The following is a 15,910-nucleotide window of genomic DNA, read 5'->3' as shown; positions in this document are numbered from 1 at the left end:
GGGTCTTTATTTGCTACTTTTTGACGAGCGACTTGGTGAGAAACGATAGCGAGGAATCTACAGGGTAATTTTCTAACACCATCTGGCATTCATACCCTCGTTTCTCATAGAAAGGCTTCGCTTGGAAACTTAATGTATCGACCAATGACGACGTACAACCTTGAGACTTCGCATACGCTTCAATACGCTCAAGTAGCTCACTGCCGACTTGCTTTCCTCTCATCGAATCGTCGACCCAGAGGAACTTAATCAGTAACCAGTTTCCCCAAAGGTCAGCGATAATGCCACCGACTTTGTTGCCTTCGTCCATCGCATAGTACGCAACTTGAGACTTGGGGATCCCTTCCAGAAACGGTGTGTTGTGTTTGATTAACCCGCCTCTGATTTCATTAATGTCGTCATCGGAGGGCTCGATATCTAATTGGTATTCCATTCACTTCCTATATCTGGATTAACGGCTTATGTAACATGTTCGATGCACTTACTAGCAGATAGCTAAACCACTAAAGTGAGTTACTTATACAAGCTAAACTTCTTTGTAAACTCACGTAGAATTTCCGTGTCACCAAACAGGCATACACCAAGATACTCAAGGTCTTCTTCTTTGGTTTCTTTGGTTCGTTTCTGCTGCTCAACAGAACCACCTTCGATCATTGAGCTCGTAAAATCAGTAAATTTAATGCCACGACTGAACGCTTCTTCGCGCACTTTTCTAATCTTATTTGAGTTGTCTCCTTTTAGCACGATGAAAGGATAATGAGATAAATTAGGGTGGACATTGCCATCCAAGTCTTCATAGTCAACGTAGTAAGCCTCATCACTTTCTAATAGGTTAGATAGGCCAACGCTCAAGTGCCCTAGCACGTTCAATGTTCTTCCTAAATCCATCTTTTTGCTTAAAATCGCTATGAATCGTTTTTGGCTTTCGTCTGGTAAATTGCTCACTACATATCCTCATTCATTCTTAATCGCACTATTTGTATAACGCATTACTGGGGCGTGAGCAATGCAACCTTAGTACTCAGTTAATACGTTTAGTCTATCCAATAATGGCGAGTAAAGACCAGTATTTGGTATCAAACCACAAGGTCATGATTTAATGAATATCTTGGCAGAACCTAAAGAGATAACCGTCTGGAGTTTGAACGATGAACTGCTTCTGAGTCGCAATCGAATCACCACATTGATAAGACTTCGACTCTAACGCTAAGTAAATAGAATCAGCGGCGCTTTCGTTAACTCTCTGATATAGAGATTCGATGTCGATAACATCCAATTGAAAGTTAACGCCACGCCCTAAAGGAAATTCCAGATCACCTGAAAGCCATTTTCGACTTTTGCCCGCAATCCCTTCAAGCATCACATCAACACCATCAAGCGTTAGATAAGCAAAACCCTCATCTGGGCGCTCGTATTTCACTTCAAACCCTAACACATCGACAAAGAAGGATTTGCTCACATTAATATCGAAACAATAAAGCTCTGGAACTAATCGTAACGTCATGATTTACCTGTCTCATTATTTTATTGCTGATTGATGATCGAGCTTCAATCGACTCTCCAATTTAGGTCGCTGTTGTATTGGATTCTGCCACGACAAAGTGTTCTAGCTTGAAGATGTGATGCTCAGGAATTCTTCTACCGACAGGGGTAAAGTACTCATCATTCAGGTCGGCCAATGTCTTGTTTTGTGTTAATGAAAAACCATTTTCAGACAACAATGTTTCGATCTCTTCAGCGTTGAAGAACGATACCCAAGGTTCACCTACCTTTGCGGATAAGTTTTTAATGGTTTCCGCTCGCTTCGTCGCCTTGGGATACCCTTTACCAAAACAAGCTTCAGGATCATTTTTTAGCGATTCATCGACATACGATATAAAGAAAGTAGAACCAGAATGTTTCGTAAGCTCAGACAGCTCTTTAATGGTCGAGGCTGTCGCGTCTTTGCTTATGTATTGCGAAACACCTTCTAGGGTAATGATCGTGCGCTTCGATTGATCGAACCCCGCCGCCAAGAGCTGTTCGGTGAGTGACTGGTGATTAAAATCGACGCCGACATAGGTAACATTGTTCGCGTTAGGCAAATCTTTAGGCAGCATAGAGCGCTTTCTAGCTTGAACTTCTGGCTGGTCCACTTCAAAAACCTTCAACGAAGATGGCAGTTCAAGGCGATGAGCTCTCAAGTCGTACCCAGCCCCTAATATTATGTATTGCTCTGAACCACTCGCCGCATTCTTTTCGACAAGATCATCAATGAATCGGGTGCGAGAGATTAAGTGCTCATGAAAACCAGGGGCAAACTTTTGAGTTATCCAAACGCTAAGCTTATGCCCCATGAGTTTGATCAGACTTGCGCCTAAAACAAACCGTTTTGCATAAGGGTCGTTAATCACGCGCTGATCAGGTTTAGCCAAGGTTTCGATATAACGCTGTTTTGCCACACCTTGGGCAGTGCCGTCTTTTCTAAAAATCGAATCACTCATAAAGCCCCCTTCTATAAAAACTTACGCCGTATTATGTCATGGGAAACAAGACACCAACCTAAAACCATAAATCTTGATGCATAAACTCAGACTTAGCTCCAAAGTACCAAAGGTTAAGAATCTTCTTTTTATTCTAGAGGGCTATGCGAGACTTTCTTTATTGGCTGACACACTAACAACACGTAAACCAATACAAAACTAAGCACAATGGCACCTAAAGTGCTAAACCCAGCATAATTCATTGATATCGAAAACGAGAAAGGGGCAACAAAGAAGAGTGAGTAGTAATAAATAGTAAAAGGCTTCAATACTTGAGCGCATTGTTTACATGGCATGTGCTTGGAAGGATGCAACTTTGATTTCTCTTTAATAGAAACCGACGCCCCACAATTAGGACACTTGAACATCGAACACCTCCTTTGGTACCACCAAACCTACCGTCTCAATACTGCAAGGCGAAGTGAAAGTACCTTGTTAGTTGACTTAGTACGCTGCACCATTGATCTTACGAACTGGGATACTTGCAAGCACTTCATTTTCGGCCATTCTCATGTTCACGGCCAAAATATCTGCGGAGCATTTCTCTGTCGTTACATAGTGCGTTAAACATCCACATGACTTACAACGATGAAATTCTACTTCTTTATCGCCCCAGCAATAAAACTCAGTTTTCTCGCTCAAGTTGATCTGAACTTGCTTTGGAGAAAAATACGCCCAAGCGGCAGCATAACGACGGCAGATAGAACAATTACACTCCCCGATTTCGTCTGGAAGCGAGCTAAGTTCTAAACTCACGTTTCCACAGTGACACTTTAATTCCATTTGATTATTCCCTGTATTCACATAGCAACGAACTAACAATTTGTATTACTGCGCTAGCTTCCCAAGGATGACTGGATCGCTCAACAGATTCGTCAGAGGAAGAAACAATGGCTCAGGTAACTCATCGAGCTTAAACCATTTCCATTGCTTACATTTATCAGGCTCTGTCAGCTGTGGTTCGCCGCTAACGTCAGAAGCAACAACAAACAGCGTTATATAGTGCTTGTTCTCTTTCTCAAAAATATCATTGGTAAAAGAGAGCTTCTCAAATCCACTAACAACAAGGCCAGTCTCTTCAAGTGTTTCACGTTTGGCACACTCTTCAATGCTCTCACCCCATTCAAGGTGTCCGCCCGGCGTTGCCCACGTATGAGCGCCGTGAGAACCAATTCGTTCTCCAAGTAACACTCGCCCTTCACGTAGAATAACCGCAGCGACACCTACTCTTACTTCCTGACTCACTTAAAACTCCTTAATTCTTACCAAAAGACAAACGAACAGCTAAGGCTTTACCAACGCTACACATTAATACACCTACCTGTCGGCATTACTTCCAAACGCTCGCCTAATACTTCTTTCAATAGGCCATAAGCTTTCTTGCCTGTGCAGTGCCCTGTATAAAGTTTATCGATGGGATATTGAGACAACGTCAATCCAAGCTCTCTAATGTCTTGCTTTGTGCCACCAATACTATTAAAAAATGGTAACCCTACTAGATGGAAGCCCCCAACAACGGCTTTTATTCTCTCTCCTGGGAACAAAGTAACGGCTGTATCAACCATATTGAGAACGCCACTATGCGCACAACCAGTAAATATAACTAAACCGTCCGGCTCTTTAATCACTAACAGTAATTCATGATCAAATAAGTCACGCTCTCGTTGATTCTTCGACTGTGTATATAGGTATTTATTGCCCTTAGGTTGTTCGTGTTTCGCGCTAATATCAGTAATAACAAAGACATTAGAAGCGATCTCGGTCGTACGATTGACGAAGACTAACCGCTCATTGCTGTTTTCTAATAAATCCTTATTGATCCCGACATCACTTTTGAAACCAAAAGCCCGGAAGTGATAGCTTTTCTGTTCGCAATTTTTCAGAAACACTTTGGCTTTAGAGTTATGAGCAACAAAATCAGCGGTGCCATTACAATGATCATGATGTCTGTGTGATATGACGGCGAGGTCTACATCCTTGATATCAACACCCAGTAATGGTGCATTTTGACAAAACGTATCGCCACTTCCCATATCGAACAAGATCTTTAGCTTCTCGGTTTCAATATGCAGTGATAGCCCGCGCTCAACAGCTAAGTCTGTCCTGTTATCCAGTCGAGAGTTATCAACCAGCATCGTTATTTTCATAATTCTCTTTTTATCTGTTCACGAATCGTACATTGCCCAACGGAAATAAGTTCACACTGAGCAACGACGAACCACCAAACCTAAACCGTCGCACCGTAAACCCAGTGATCACTCTCCACTTTCAAAGTGGGCAAATACTTCTGCACCAGTCATATTGTGCGTTTCATTTTTAAATTCGTAGTATTTGGGCTTTTCGTCGATGAATATCTGATGAGTTAACTTGTAGTCATCCCCAGACATCAATAAACCGACAGGAAGGTGGTACTGATTATTTGGCACCAAAAAGTAAAACAAGTGAGTACCACATTTACCGCAGAAACCTCTCTCTGCCCAATCTGATGATTTATATCTCACTACATTTGATTCACCTGATATTTTGACGGAATCAGAGCAATCAATGACTAACATCGGACCGCCAGACCAATTTCTACACATACTACAATGACAAGCCCCCAATTCATTACTGGCGTACTCTACTTCCAACTCAACCGAGCCACATAGGCACTTTCCTTTACCTTTCATGAATCCTCCAATCTTTGCAGTGTTTGTAAATGGATAGCGGATAACGCTTTTTATACCGATGACTTAATAAGAAAGGCTATTTTTTGTTCCCCTTCTCCGACAGATACGCGGCATACTTTTTAGAGATCCATTTATGAATATGAAGCCCTGTTTTACGGACAAGATACCAATCTATCGCAACTAGAATCACCAAACCGATTACAGTACCCATTATAAAGCCTCCATGCTCATTGAAATGTCACTCTAACAAATGGTTAAGAAAAGCACCGTGAACCTAAACAAACTATTAAGACTAGATATGGATAGTTACTTTAACTCAGGAAGAATTGCAGGGGTATGATGTGCGCTTAGGTGGCGAGCAACGTGATACCACCTTAAACACTTGGACAAACACATCGTGTAAATGCCACGCGTGGGGAATCAGTCTTAGATGCTTGTGTCGTTCTAAATTTTGTAATCAGAAACTTCTAAGTTCCAAGTGCCTTCCTTACGTCGTACCAATTGAACATTTACACCGCTTGATTGCCAAGCTTTTCGGGCATTAAGGTAATCATCACTATTCATACCTAAGCGGGTAACATTGCTGTTGGTAGCGCAACCTAAATATGCTTCAACTATTGATTCTTTGGGAATTGATAAGCAATACAGTGGTCGCCCAAAAATTTTCACTTGATTCCACGTTCCAGCTTCATTTTCAAATTCGCATGTTGAATCACGAGATTTCTGAGAACCATTAATATTTTTTACAACCCTCACTTCCTCTTCGTATCCCCATGTCAAATCTTTTAATAGAAATGTGTTTTTAAACAGGTCGTAATTATGATGTCTGAAACTCTTGTGTTCTGTGCCTACAGACATTAATGACTCAACACTTGAAGTCGGGAGCATATTTTGTGGCATCGTTGATGTGTAAACTATCTCACCATATTGAGCAGGAATTACACATGAGTTTTCATCCAGAAAATTAGCCTTTTTCATATCAATGCCAATAACGACACCTCTATGGTCATCACCATAATGTGACCACATAAGAGGATTAAGCGGATTGCGCGTAAGAGACAACACACCATAATTACGACTAAGACGGCTGCGGTGTGAGTTTTTCTGAAGCTTATTAGTTAATGTATCTGATTCCTCAAAACAGATAGCTGTACCTTCAAAAGGATCATTAAGATCTTCTAAGCAAGAAAAAACTATTGAACTATTATTCATTACCTTCGAAGCAGACTGAAATGACATATATTTATAAAGAATCATGATTAACCTTTTTCCTCAAAGAAACCAACAATTAATAAACCGAAAAATTCCACACTTAAATCCTGAATAAATAAGTCTACTTTCTTACTTGCATAACAATGGCTTATGTCACAGCTAATTTTAGGCATGTGAAAAATCGCTTACTTTAATTCATCGGGAATACGGCGATCTTTGTGGTAATACTCTCGGTCGCGTTCGTTGATTTCGCGTACCACTTTGCATGGGTTGCCGACTGCGACGACATTGGCTGGGATGTCTTTGGTGACGATGCTGCCTGCCCCTATTACTGAGTTTTCACCAATGGTGACACCGGGAAGTACGACGGTGTGCGCGCCAAGCCAAACGTTGTTGCCAATACGAACGGGAACATTGAATTGCGCTGCTTTTAGCCTGAGTTCTGGGCTGATGGGGTGTGTGCCTGTGGCGATAGTCACGTTAGGCGCAATCATCACGTTGTCGCCGATGAATACGTCTGTGTCGTCGACCAGAGTTAAATTGAAGTTCACGTATACGTTGTTCCCTAGGTGCGTGTGACGCCCCCAGTTCGCATGTAATGGTGGTTCAATGTAGCAACCCTCACCGACTTTGGCGAACAGCTGTTTCATGATCTGCTGTCGTTTATCACCTTCGCTCGGGCGAGTGTGATTAAAATCGTATAGCACTTCTAAGCATTGAGTTTGCTCAGCAACCAAATCAACGTCGTCACAGTAGTAAACGTCTTGGCTGTGCATTTTAGCCTTTATATCCATGTTTGAACCTATTTGATCATTGCCTTATGTCGGCATAAATAAAGAAACAGATGGATAATTTGAAGTTTTCACTGGTCTTAATGCAAGTTGGATGAATTAACGCGGCCTAATGTTTTCAGCCACACGCCACAGCACACCACTTGGGTCAGTGATACAAAACTCAAGCATTCCCCAAGGCTGTTCAACAACCTCGGAAACGGTAACTTCAAATTCCGACACTACATTAGAGTTTTGGATGTGTTGATACCAACTTTTTACGTCTTCAACCAGCAAGTGCATCATGTAATTGTGACAGTGCGCAGGTTCATAAAAGTTTTGCAGAAGGAACGCACAACTGCCGTGTCGTAGATAGGCGATATCGTGAAATTCAGACATCACTTCAAAGCCGATTGACTGGTAAAAACGCTTGGATAAATCGAAGTCTCTCGCGGGTACGAAAGACTTAATTTCTGAGACTTTGAGGTTTTCCATACTACATCCTTATAGTGTTGATATTCTTGTGCTGACACGCTTAACGCTTTAAGTGGTTACAGCGTTTATTCAGAGATCTTATTCAGAGCCTCGCTGAAATGAGTCGACTTCGGCTTTAGTTAGATAACGCCACTGGCCTGCTTCAACATCTAAACGAACATCACCAATCTGTTCACGGTGAAGGCCAACAACTCGGTTTCCTACCGCAGCAAACATTCGTTTTACTTGATGAAACTTGCCTTCTGTAATGCTCAACAGCACTTCTTTACTGGTAATCACTTCGAGCTCTGCCGGACGCGTCAGTTTTTGCTCGCCTTGCAATTGAATACCCGCTTTGAACTTGTCAGCGACATCGTCTTTGATATCTCGTGACAATGTCACGCGGTACACCTTCTTACATGACTTGGTTGGCAGCGTGATGTTGAATGACCATCGCCCATCATCGGTAATCAAGACTAAGCCTGTGGTGTCAGCATCTAAGCGCCCTGCAATGTGCAGTTCTGATGCTTTGTCTATCTCGATGTAGTTGAACAATGAAGGATAAACTTCATCGATATTAGAGCAGATAGTACCCGCAGGCTTGTGCATTAAGAGGTATCGAAATTCACGCAATTTAAGAGGCGTGCCATTTAACAAGATGGTGTTGCTTTCATGAACCTGAGTCGATTCATCGATGACTGTTTCACTGTTTACGTTCACCTCGCCATTATGGATGCGTTCAATCGCTTCAGGCTTGGTTAGGTCAGTGCTTTTACATAGGTATTTATCAAGGCGCATTAATCGTCGGCACCACATTTAGCACAAGGCTTGTAAGTTCGTTCACCTTGCTCGATAACCACATAATCACCAACGCACTTGTCACATAAAGCGAGCTTTGGGTAAGCCTCTTTTTGTTTCTTTGCGTTGATGTTGCCTTCGGTGGTGTATACGGTTCTCATTTTGATGCCTTTGCTTGAATAACGTGAGAGGCGCAAATTGTATCACTGTTTACAGCTTTGATTGGAGTGGTGGTGCATAGATAAGTTGATTTTAAGTGCCGCTATTCCATGTTCCCGCCCCGTAACGGCTTAACCATGAACAACAAAATCAACGTGCCACGCCTATCAGTGGTAAAATGATAAAAGCTCACCAACCAATGAAGTCGATAATGAAAGATTGTAATCAATGCGGAAAATGCTGTATCAAATACGGAGATGGCGACCTTGCCGCGACTCAAGAAGAGATCGATTTGTGGGAGCTGTTCAACCCAGACATCTTTGAATATGTTCGAGGAAGCGAGATTTGGTTTGACCCTGAATCTGGTGAACGTTTAACTCGCTGCCCTTTTCTGGAGCTGGTTCCGACGAAAGACACCAAGGCTCAAGCCAAGTACACATGTAGTATTTACTTAGACCGACCAGAAGATTGCCGACACTACCCAAGCCTGATTAATGAGATGGTACGAGATGAGTGTGAAATGATTGAGGTGGTGGATTTACAAGACACGAAGAAAGCTCAAAGGAAACTCGACCTATTGATGAAAGACAGCCGCCCTTCAAGCTATTCGTAAGCGATGATCTTTTGAAGATCAATCTTCAGCATTCGCTAAAAGCAGCTAAAACCTTAAGCCAAATACTGGTTCGCTTCTAACCAATCAAGCGCAACCAGTGCTGCCAATGAACATACTGCTCTGTCGTTGCCGTTAACAAACTTAAGTTCTTCGATTTCGGCATCTGGAGACAGTACGCCAGTATAATCAGCAAGGTAACAAGTCAATTGCACCGATACGCCTTCCGCTTTTCCATCAGCTTGGCCTGTAAAGGTCTCAACGTATTTGATGGAGTCAGGCACTAAATCGACTGAGATCTCTTCTTTGATTTCGCGAACCAGTGCTTGCTCATCACTTTCGCCAGCTTCACGCTTACCACCCGGTAGGTAGAACAGTTCTTTGCCTTTTGATCTCACCATCAACAGCTTGCCGTCTTTGATGAATATCCAAGCCAGCTTATCAATTACCTTATGCATGTCGTTAGACCTTATTTCTGTTTTAGTTTTCGTTATTACTGAATCTAGCCACACCATTAGTCGCGACCAAACAAAGCCTGGGTATGTTACACGCTGGAATGAATATACTCTATTGAATCGAATAGGAAATATCATCGCCAAACCGAAAAATGACAGCGTTCGAGACAATGCTCGTCAACTGTCATTGGCGTTGTTTACGGATTACTTTCTAGTTGTTCGTAGATAGAATCAATCGACTAGCCACTTAAGCGCAGAGTCATGGTCTTCGAATGACTTAATCTCACCAGACACAAACCAGCTCCCTACTTTTGAAGCGAATTCTTGCCAGCTTTTATCACCATAAATCGCGATTTTGTCTATCTTCGAATTGAGCTCTAATCCCAGTTTGAAATCATCCCAAGCAGCACGTAACTCCCAACTCGTTAAGGTAGAGATGTCGACCAGCATCTTGAGTTTAGATGAATCGAGTTCTTCTAGCGTAGTATTTAGAATTGGCATCATTGCTTGGTAGTCATCGTGTGTGAGTTTGCCTTTCGCTTTGAACACAACGATGGTTTCACCGCTAACACGTTCAATTCCAACCGATATTCCGTGACGTTCGATACTCATAACCTAGCCCTCATAGTGGAAACTAGAGTTAGCTTAGAGGATTAAACAGCAAAGAGATGAGAGCTTGGCGTCAAAACAGACAAGCGCTTTATCTGAACTTAATATCAGAGAGTTAATCGCGCTTCTCCAACAGTTCGCTTAGGGATTGAACTTGTACGATACGTGGATGCTGTGACTTAAGCTCAACTCCTTCCGTGTTCAACCACACCGCGTGCAAACCCGCTTCAAGTGCTGGGTAAATGTCTTTCTCTAAGGTGTCGCCAACCATGGTGATGTCTTGTGGTGCAACACTGAGCTTAGAAATGATGGCAGGATAGAACCCCGGATCGAACTTAGAAAAGCCAATGCTCGCCTTACAAAAGTAACCCAAGATATATTGAGACAGGCCAACACGCTCAAAGGCACGAATGATGTCGTCTTTACTGGAATCACCAGCATTGGTGGCAACGTAGACTTGATGATTTTTGGAGAGTTCAGCCAGTAATGGACGAGCACCACTCACCTCTTGTACGGTTTCCCAGTCGCACATCTTCCCTTGTGCGTCTGGGAAATCGACCATCAGCGTATTGCCCCAGTCGAATAAGACTATTTCTGTTAATTCGATTAGCTTTGTCATCTTGCCTCCTGCATACGATGAATTATCTAATGTTTAAGCGAGCCTAGAAAAACTTCTCGATAAGGATCTCGTCAAAGTACTGGTCGCCAATTTTACCGTGTTTCTTAGCCGTTCCGACGATGTCAAAACCTTGCTTAAGGTATACCGCTGCCGCGCGCTCGTTGTCTGCTCTTACATAGGCAAAAAGCTTTTCATAACCTTTCGCTTTGGCTGCTTTAAATGTGTAATCAAACAACTGTTTTGCAACGCCTTGCCCACGGCTATTTGCATCAACATAAGTGCCAATAATACCAACGTGGTCAAAGGCCTTAGTGTAAGTAGCAAATGGTTCTACATTCTGAAAACCAAGCAACTGGCTTGTCGTCTCGTTGACTGCAACGCTAAATACACCGCGCTCAGGGAACGACTCAATGAATGCCTTTTCTTCATCAACAGTAAAAGTCTGATCCAAGATCGTATAACGCGCTTCGATAATGATTGGATTCAATACATCAATAATGCCTTGTGCATCTTGTACCGCGACTTCTCTGATTGTTAAGCTCATGCTTCTCTACCTTTTTATTGCTTTGGGCAGATTCTATCGCTATATGCCATCCCTTTGATAGGACAGAATGTTGTCGAAGGCGATATCAAAGTAGAGTTCGTAGCTATTTTGTTCAACATAGCCCAAATGTGGAGTCGCAGTGACGTTTGGCAAGGACAATTGCGGTTCGGAGTCTGTAGTTACTGGCTCACAATCGAACACATCAATAGCGGCTGTTTTGGTCGGTATCTCGCGTAGTTCATGATACAGGGCCATCGGTTCGACTAACTCGGCACGGCTGATGTTCACAAACAGTGAGTCCGGCTTCATCAAGCTTAGGTCGTGTGCCGTAACACATCCTCTGGTCGCATCATTCAAACGCAAATGCAAAGAAAGCACATCAACTTCTCGGAAGAAGTCTTGTTTAGTTGTTGCTGCTTCAAAACCATCTGCTTGCGCTTGATCGCGTGAAGCTTTGCTACCCCACACTACGACAGACATCCCAAATACTTGGGCATATTCTGCAATGCATTTGCCGATCTTGCCGTAGCCCCAAATACCTAGCTTCAAGCCCTTCAAAGTTCGACCTAGCCCTAACGAGCCAGAATCCTGCCACTGGTTCTGTTTAAGGTTTGAAGCGTAAGTGGGAATGTGGCGCGATGCAGCCATAATCAACGCCCAGCATAATTCAGAGGGTGCAACTGGCGAGCCTCGGCCTTCTAAAACGGTAACACCAAATCGTTCGCACATTTGCGGGTCGATATGATTACTCACTTTGCCCGTCTGGCTAATCAGCTTGAGGTTTGCCAGCTGCGATAACAAAGATTCGGTGATCTCGGTTCTTTCACGAATGAGCACAATGGCTTCAAACGGGACCAACTTAGCGATGAGCTCTTGCTCTGAGAAAGTCTGGGTAAATACCGTGACATCGTGTTGTTCAAGTTTGTTGAAGCAGTCGAGGTCTTTAACGACGTTCTGGTAGTCATCCAATATCGCTATTTTCACATCACTCTCCTTGTGATTGTTAGTTATCTTGTATTGGTCAAATGAAGGCTAAAATGCCATGCCTTCCGATTCAACACATCACGTGCTGGGACTTCACTGTTGGTAAACCACTTTGAAACGCTCCAACATAAGTAACATGTCTTCACTTGGTGAGATCTTGAGCTCTTCACATTCACGTGAGAAGAAATTCCAGTGAGCTTCTCTCCACCATTCTAGTGTTTTGTCACCCTCGCCTTCTGCAGAAGCAAACTCAGCCGTCACTTCGTTGTATTTGCACGACGACACCGACGTGATCTCTACAATGCAGACGGGCTTGCCATCCCAATCGGTGACAACTTGCAAGTGACCAACGACTGGTCTCGTCTCTCCTTCATGGCTGTACCAATGTTCAAGGCTGCAGGACGCTTGTTTTTCACCTTTGAGAATCAACTGAGCGCAGAGGTTGGCGTTGTATTCATCAGCACAGTAATAGTCGGCACTAAAAGAGGTGTATTGCGAGGCAACCTCTGCTGGCAATGTGTTGAGGTAGCTATCAAGATAAGCTTTGCTTCTTTCTTCCATGATCTTTCCAAATTCAATATCAGGTTGAGCCGATAAACACTTATAGGTTAAGCATCTGACTGCATTGGGAGTAACCTATCAAGTCAGGTTATTGCTGTAAACCGAGTGAATATCAAAATGTGGGCTGAGAAAGAAGAATATAGGTAGGATTTCGAGGCTAGTACAAGAAGAGCCAAAAAGTAAAAAAGAGCTAAAAGCGCCTTTAGGCTGTGCTTTTAGCTCTTCGTATCTCGTTACTAGTACCTCGTAACTGACAGGGTATTAACGGTTCAAGAAGTCGACCGCTTTGTCTGGGAAGTCAGTAAACACACCATCGACTTTGACTTGGTTGTAGAAGACATCCAACATGCCATCAAAGTTATCAGCATAAGCTGGGATTCTTCCCGGGTCGGCACGGAACGTGTACGGGTGAACGTCTAAGCCTGCGTCTTTTGCTGACTTCATTAACGGTTTAATAATGATGTTATCTTTGGTCGATGCATCGTCCACCAGCATAGGTTTCCATGGGCCAATACCATCAGCATAGCTAGCGACTTTTGCCATTCCACCCTTCTCAAACATCCAGTCATAGCTGTACGGCGTCGCTTTATCGCCCTTGTAAGTCATGGTTTCATTCCAATCTGTATAAGCCATCAACTGAACGAGCTTGAGATCCATTTCCATAGCTGGCATTAACTCATCATTAATGCGTTGCAATTCATTGGCGTCGAAACACTGCAAATACACTTTGTCGTCTTTCGATAAATACCCATATTGTTGCAAGGTCGCAAGCACCGCTTTGGAGATGTCTTTGCCTTCGTGACGATGAAACCAAGGTGCTTTAATTTCAGGATAGATGCCCACGTCATAACCGAGCGTTTTGTTTAAGCCTTGGATCAGCTCGATCTCTTCTGCAAAGGTAGCAACGCGAAAATCAGACTGCCACATTGGGAAGCGCGTTGGGTACCCTGCCACTCTGTTGCCTTGTTCATCTAACTTAAAGCCTTCGGTCACCTTTAATGATTTGATCTCAGCGAGCGTAAAATCAATCGCGTAGTAACGGCCATCTGAACGAGCACGGTCTGGAAAGCGGTCCGCGACATCGGTGACTCGGTCTAGATAGTGATCATGCAAAACCACTAATTGGTCGTCTTTGGTCATCACGACATCTTGTTCGATGTAGTCGGGTTTCATTGCGTAAGCGAGCGCTTTAGCGGGTAAAGTGTGTTCAGGTAAATAACCAGAAGCGCCGCGATGCGCAATCACTAAAGGATCGGCGAACGTATTTGCAGATAAACTTAGTACTAATAAGGTCAGAGACAGTGACGTTGTTTTCATTATTGTTTTCCCTTGATAAAACAGAAGCAGGATATACCTGCCTCTGTTGTTATTTATAGATGTGATTCAGTAAATACACTACTGAGCTAGCGCTTCTTTCTCTCGTTCGAGATCTTTTTGTTTGTGGTGCGCACGTTCACCTAAGAAGGCGTAAAGCAGACAGATGATTGAAGCTACACAAGCGCCGACCAAAATAATGAAGCCGCCATCCCAACCGTAATGGTCAACCATAAAGCCGAGAATTGCGTTCGCAGCAACCGCGCCACCTAAGTAACCAAATAAACCCGTTAGACCAGCCGCTGTACCCGCTGCTTTCTTAGGTGCAAGTTCCAGTGCATACAATCCGATCAGCATTACAGGGCCATAGATAAGGAAACCAATCGCAACCAGTGCCAACATATCAACCGTTGGGTTACCTGCTGGGTTCAGCCAATATACCAACACAGCAACTGTCACTAGAACCATGAACAAGATACCTGCAGGTGCTCGTCGACCTTTGAATAACTTATCTGAAATCCAACCACACAATAACGTTCCAGGAATACCTGCCCACTCATACAAGAAGTAAGCCCAAGATGATTTATCTACAGAGAAGTCTTTTGCTTCTTTTAAATAAACTGGAGCCCAGTCGAGTACGCCATAACGGATAAGGTAAACAAACGCGTTAGCAATCGCGATTGACCACAACAGTTTGTTAGAGAAAACGTACTTAAAGAAGATCTCTTTCGCCGTCATTTCTTTCTCATGAGACGTATCGTAGTCGTCTGGGTAATCGTCTTTGTGTTCTTCAATCGGTGGCAAGCCGCAAGATTGAGGTGTATCTCTTACAGTAAACCAAACAAACACAGCAACGAGAGTGGCAAAAAATGCAGGAACATAAAAAGCGGTTCGCCAATCGTCGTTAAAAGCCCACAGACCCAACAAGAACATTGGGCCAATCAAACCGCCACCCACGTTGTGAGCAACGTTCCATACCGATACGATCTCGCCACGTTCTTTTCGGGACCACCAGTGAACCATGGTTCGTCCACAAGCCGGCCAACCCATACCTTGGAACCAACCATTCAAGAACAGCAGAATAAACATCGCAGTGATGCTGCCTGTTGCCCAAGGCATAAAGCCAAAGCAGAACATCACCAACGCCGACATTAACAAGCCACCGCTGAGGAAGTAACGAGGGTTAGAACGGTCAGAAACACTGCCCATTAAGAACTTAGATAAGCCGTAAGCGATAGATACCGCCGCTAGCGCAACCCCTAGTTCCCCGCGGCTAAAACCTTGTTCAATGAGATAAGGCATCGCCAAACTAAAGTTTTTACGGACTAAGTAGTACCCTGCATAACCAACGAAGATGCCGAGAAACAGCTGCCATCGTAGTCGTGTGTAGGTGCTATCGATCTTATCTGATGACAAGCGATCGATATGCGCCATAGGTTTGAATATTCCAAACATAGGAACCTCATAATTATTGGGCGAAGGAAGAATTTAAATGCTCGAACGAAAAAATTTAGCGCTCATTCGAAATCAAGGGAATTGTATGTGCTTCAGGATTAATTTCTGTGATAGAGGTAGTCATTAACGAAAAATAACTTTAAATACAGCATATT

General features: G+C 43.4%; 23 protein-coding genes. 1 reads left to right on the top strand and 22 read right to left on the bottom strand.

Features of this window, described 5'->3' with window-relative positions; translation table 11 throughout:
- Positions 1-13: 13 nt before the first annotated feature.
- The 14 genes from HRQ85_RS09780 to HRQ85_RS09720 form a co-directional block, all read right to left on the bottom strand.
- Positions 14-433: a GNAT family N-acetyltransferase gene (locus HRQ85_RS09780; RefSeq protein ID WP_172379491.1), complete on the bottom strand. Its 420-nt coding sequence runs from the start codon at positions 431-433 to the stop codon at positions 14-16.
- A gap of 80 nt (positions 434-513) precedes the next feature.
- Entirely contained in the window at positions 514-945 is a 432-nt protein-coding gene (locus tag HRQ85_RS09775; RefSeq protein WP_172379490.1) for a DUF2000 domain-containing protein, read from the bottom strand.
- A gap of 151 nt (positions 946-1,096) precedes the next feature.
- Complete coding sequence (locus HRQ85_RS09770) at positions 1,097-1,504, bottom strand: bleomycin resistance protein (protein ID WP_172379489.1); 408 nt, start codon at positions 1,502-1,504, stop codon at positions 1,097-1,099.
- 61 nt (positions 1,505-1,565) lie between these two features.
- Positions 1,566-2,483, bottom strand: a complete 918-nt coding sequence (locus HRQ85_RS09765; protein ID WP_050653437.1) for a class I SAM-dependent methyltransferase — start codon at positions 2,481-2,483, stop codon at positions 1,566-1,568.
- 483 nt (positions 2,484-2,966) lie between these two features.
- A complete protein-coding gene (locus tag HRQ85_RS09760; RefSeq protein ID WP_172379488.1) occupies positions 2,967-3,305 on the bottom strand; it encodes a GFA family protein in 339 nt (112 codons plus the stop codon).
- Between the two features lie 45 nt (positions 3,306-3,350).
- Positions 3,351-3,767, bottom strand: coding sequence for a nucleotide triphosphate diphosphatase NUDT15 (locus HRQ85_RS09755; RefSeq protein ID WP_172379487.1), 417 nt, complete (start codon positions 3,765-3,767; stop codon positions 3,351-3,353).
- Between the two features lie 56 nt (positions 3,768-3,823).
- The gene (locus HRQ85_RS09750; RefSeq protein WP_172379486.1) at positions 3,824-4,669 is read right to left on the bottom strand and encodes an MBL fold metallo-hydrolase; all 846 of its coding nucleotides are present in this window, start codon (positions 4,667-4,669) and stop codon (positions 3,824-3,826) included.
- A 108-nt stretch (positions 4,670-4,777) separates the two neighbouring features.
- Positions 4,778-5,191 (bottom strand): GFA family protein, encoded by a 414-nt coding sequence (locus HRQ85_RS09745; RefSeq protein ID WP_019823483.1) that lies wholly within the window; start codon positions 5,189-5,191, stop codon positions 4,778-4,780.
- Between the two features lie 76 nt (positions 5,192-5,267).
- Positions 5,268-5,402 (bottom strand): hypothetical protein, encoded by a 135-nt coding sequence (locus tag HRQ85_RS26405; protein WP_086049349.1) that lies wholly within the window; start codon positions 5,400-5,402, stop codon positions 5,268-5,270.
- A 233-nt stretch (positions 5,403-5,635) separates the two neighbouring features.
- On the bottom strand, positions 5,636-6,448 hold the full coding sequence (locus tag HRQ85_RS09740; protein WP_172379485.1) for a DUF2971 domain-containing protein: 813 nt from the start codon (positions 6,446-6,448) through the stop codon (positions 5,636-5,638).
- Positions 6,449-6,588: 140 nt separating this feature from the next.
- Positions 6,589-7,197 carry a sugar O-acetyltransferase gene (locus HRQ85_RS09735; protein ID WP_172379484.1) on the bottom strand — a complete coding sequence of 203 codons (609 nt, stop codon included), beginning with the start codon at positions 7,195-7,197 and terminating at the stop codon, positions 6,589-6,591.
- A gap of 96 nt (positions 7,198-7,293) precedes the next feature.
- Positions 7,294-7,668, bottom strand: coding sequence for a VOC family protein (locus HRQ85_RS09730; protein ID WP_048611985.1), 375 nt, complete (start codon positions 7,666-7,668; stop codon positions 7,294-7,296).
- 78 nt (positions 7,669-7,746) lie between these two features.
- Complete coding sequence (locus tag HRQ85_RS09725; protein ID WP_172379483.1) at positions 7,747-8,445, bottom strand: pseudouridine synthase; 699 nt, start codon at positions 8,443-8,445, stop codon at positions 7,747-7,749.
- A complete protein-coding gene (locus tag HRQ85_RS09720) occupies positions 8,445-8,606 on the bottom strand; it encodes a hypothetical protein (RefSeq protein WP_017059212.1) in 162 nt (53 codons plus the stop codon). The genes HRQ85_RS09725 and HRQ85_RS09720 overlap by 1 nt, the downstream gene beginning before the upstream one ends.
- A 209-nt stretch (positions 8,607-8,815) precedes the next feature.
- Here HRQ85_RS09720 and HRQ85_RS09715 point away from each other — a divergent pair, with 209 nt between their 5' ends.
- The gene (locus tag HRQ85_RS09715) at positions 8,816-9,217 is read left to right on the top strand and encodes a YkgJ family cysteine cluster protein (RefSeq protein ID WP_017065706.1); all 402 of its coding nucleotides are present in this window, start codon (positions 8,816-8,818) and stop codon (positions 9,215-9,217) included.
- 53 nt (positions 9,218-9,270) lie between these two features.
- On the opposite strand, the gene HRQ85_RS09710 is transcribed toward HRQ85_RS09715, so the two are convergent.
- The 8 genes from HRQ85_RS09710 to glpT all read right to left on the bottom strand — a co-directional run bounded on the left by HRQ85_RS09710 (position 9,271) and on the right by glpT (position 15,755).
- Positions 9,271-9,672, bottom strand: a complete 402-nt coding sequence (locus HRQ85_RS09710; RefSeq protein WP_050653426.1) for an NUDIX hydrolase — start codon at positions 9,670-9,672, stop codon at positions 9,271-9,273.
- 228 nt (positions 9,673-9,900) lie between these two features.
- Positions 9,901-10,281 carry an STAS/SEC14 domain-containing protein gene (locus HRQ85_RS09705; RefSeq protein WP_172379482.1) on the bottom strand — a complete coding sequence of 127 codons (381 nt, stop codon included), beginning with the start codon at positions 10,279-10,281 and terminating at the stop codon, positions 9,901-9,903.
- Positions 10,282-10,393: 112 nt separating this feature from the next.
- Positions 10,394-10,897, bottom strand: coding sequence for an HAD family hydrolase (locus HRQ85_RS09700; RefSeq protein WP_172379481.1), 504 nt, complete (start codon positions 10,895-10,897; stop codon positions 10,394-10,396).
- 43 nt (positions 10,898-10,940) lie between these two features.
- Positions 10,941-11,441, bottom strand: a complete 501-nt coding sequence (locus tag HRQ85_RS09695) for a GNAT family N-acetyltransferase (protein ID WP_172379480.1) — start codon at positions 11,439-11,441, stop codon at positions 10,941-10,943.
- 39 nt (positions 11,442-11,480) lie between these two features.
- Positions 11,481-12,425 carry a D-2-hydroxyacid dehydrogenase family protein gene (locus HRQ85_RS09690; protein ID WP_172379479.1) on the bottom strand — a complete coding sequence of 315 codons (945 nt, stop codon included), beginning with the start codon at positions 12,423-12,425 and terminating at the stop codon, positions 11,481-11,483.
- A gap of 93 nt (positions 12,426-12,518) precedes the next feature.
- Positions 12,519-12,986 (bottom strand): ASCH domain-containing protein, encoded by a 468-nt coding sequence (locus HRQ85_RS09685; protein WP_172379478.1) that lies wholly within the window; start codon positions 12,984-12,986, stop codon positions 12,519-12,521.
- 261 nt (positions 12,987-13,247) lie between these two features.
- Positions 13,248-14,303, bottom strand: coding sequence for a glycerophosphodiester phosphodiesterase (glpQ, locus tag HRQ85_RS09680; RefSeq protein WP_172379477.1), 1,056 nt, complete (start codon positions 14,301-14,303; stop codon positions 13,248-13,250).
- A gap of 78 nt (positions 14,304-14,381) precedes the next feature.
- A complete protein-coding gene (gene glpT / locus HRQ85_RS09675; protein WP_029235560.1) occupies positions 14,382-15,755 on the bottom strand; it encodes a glycerol-3-phosphate transporter in 1,374 nt (457 codons plus the stop codon).
- Between the last annotated feature and the right edge of the window lie 155 nt (positions 15,756-15,910).

This window comes from Vibrio sp. Vb339 (assembly GCF_902751245.1).
Taxonomy (GTDB): Bacteria; Pseudomonadota; Gammaproteobacteria; order Enterobacterales; family Vibrionaceae; genus Vibrio; species Vibrio coralliirubri.
The sequence above is the reverse complement of the archived record's forward strand: the minus strand, read 5'-3'. Positions and strand labels throughout refer to the sequence as shown.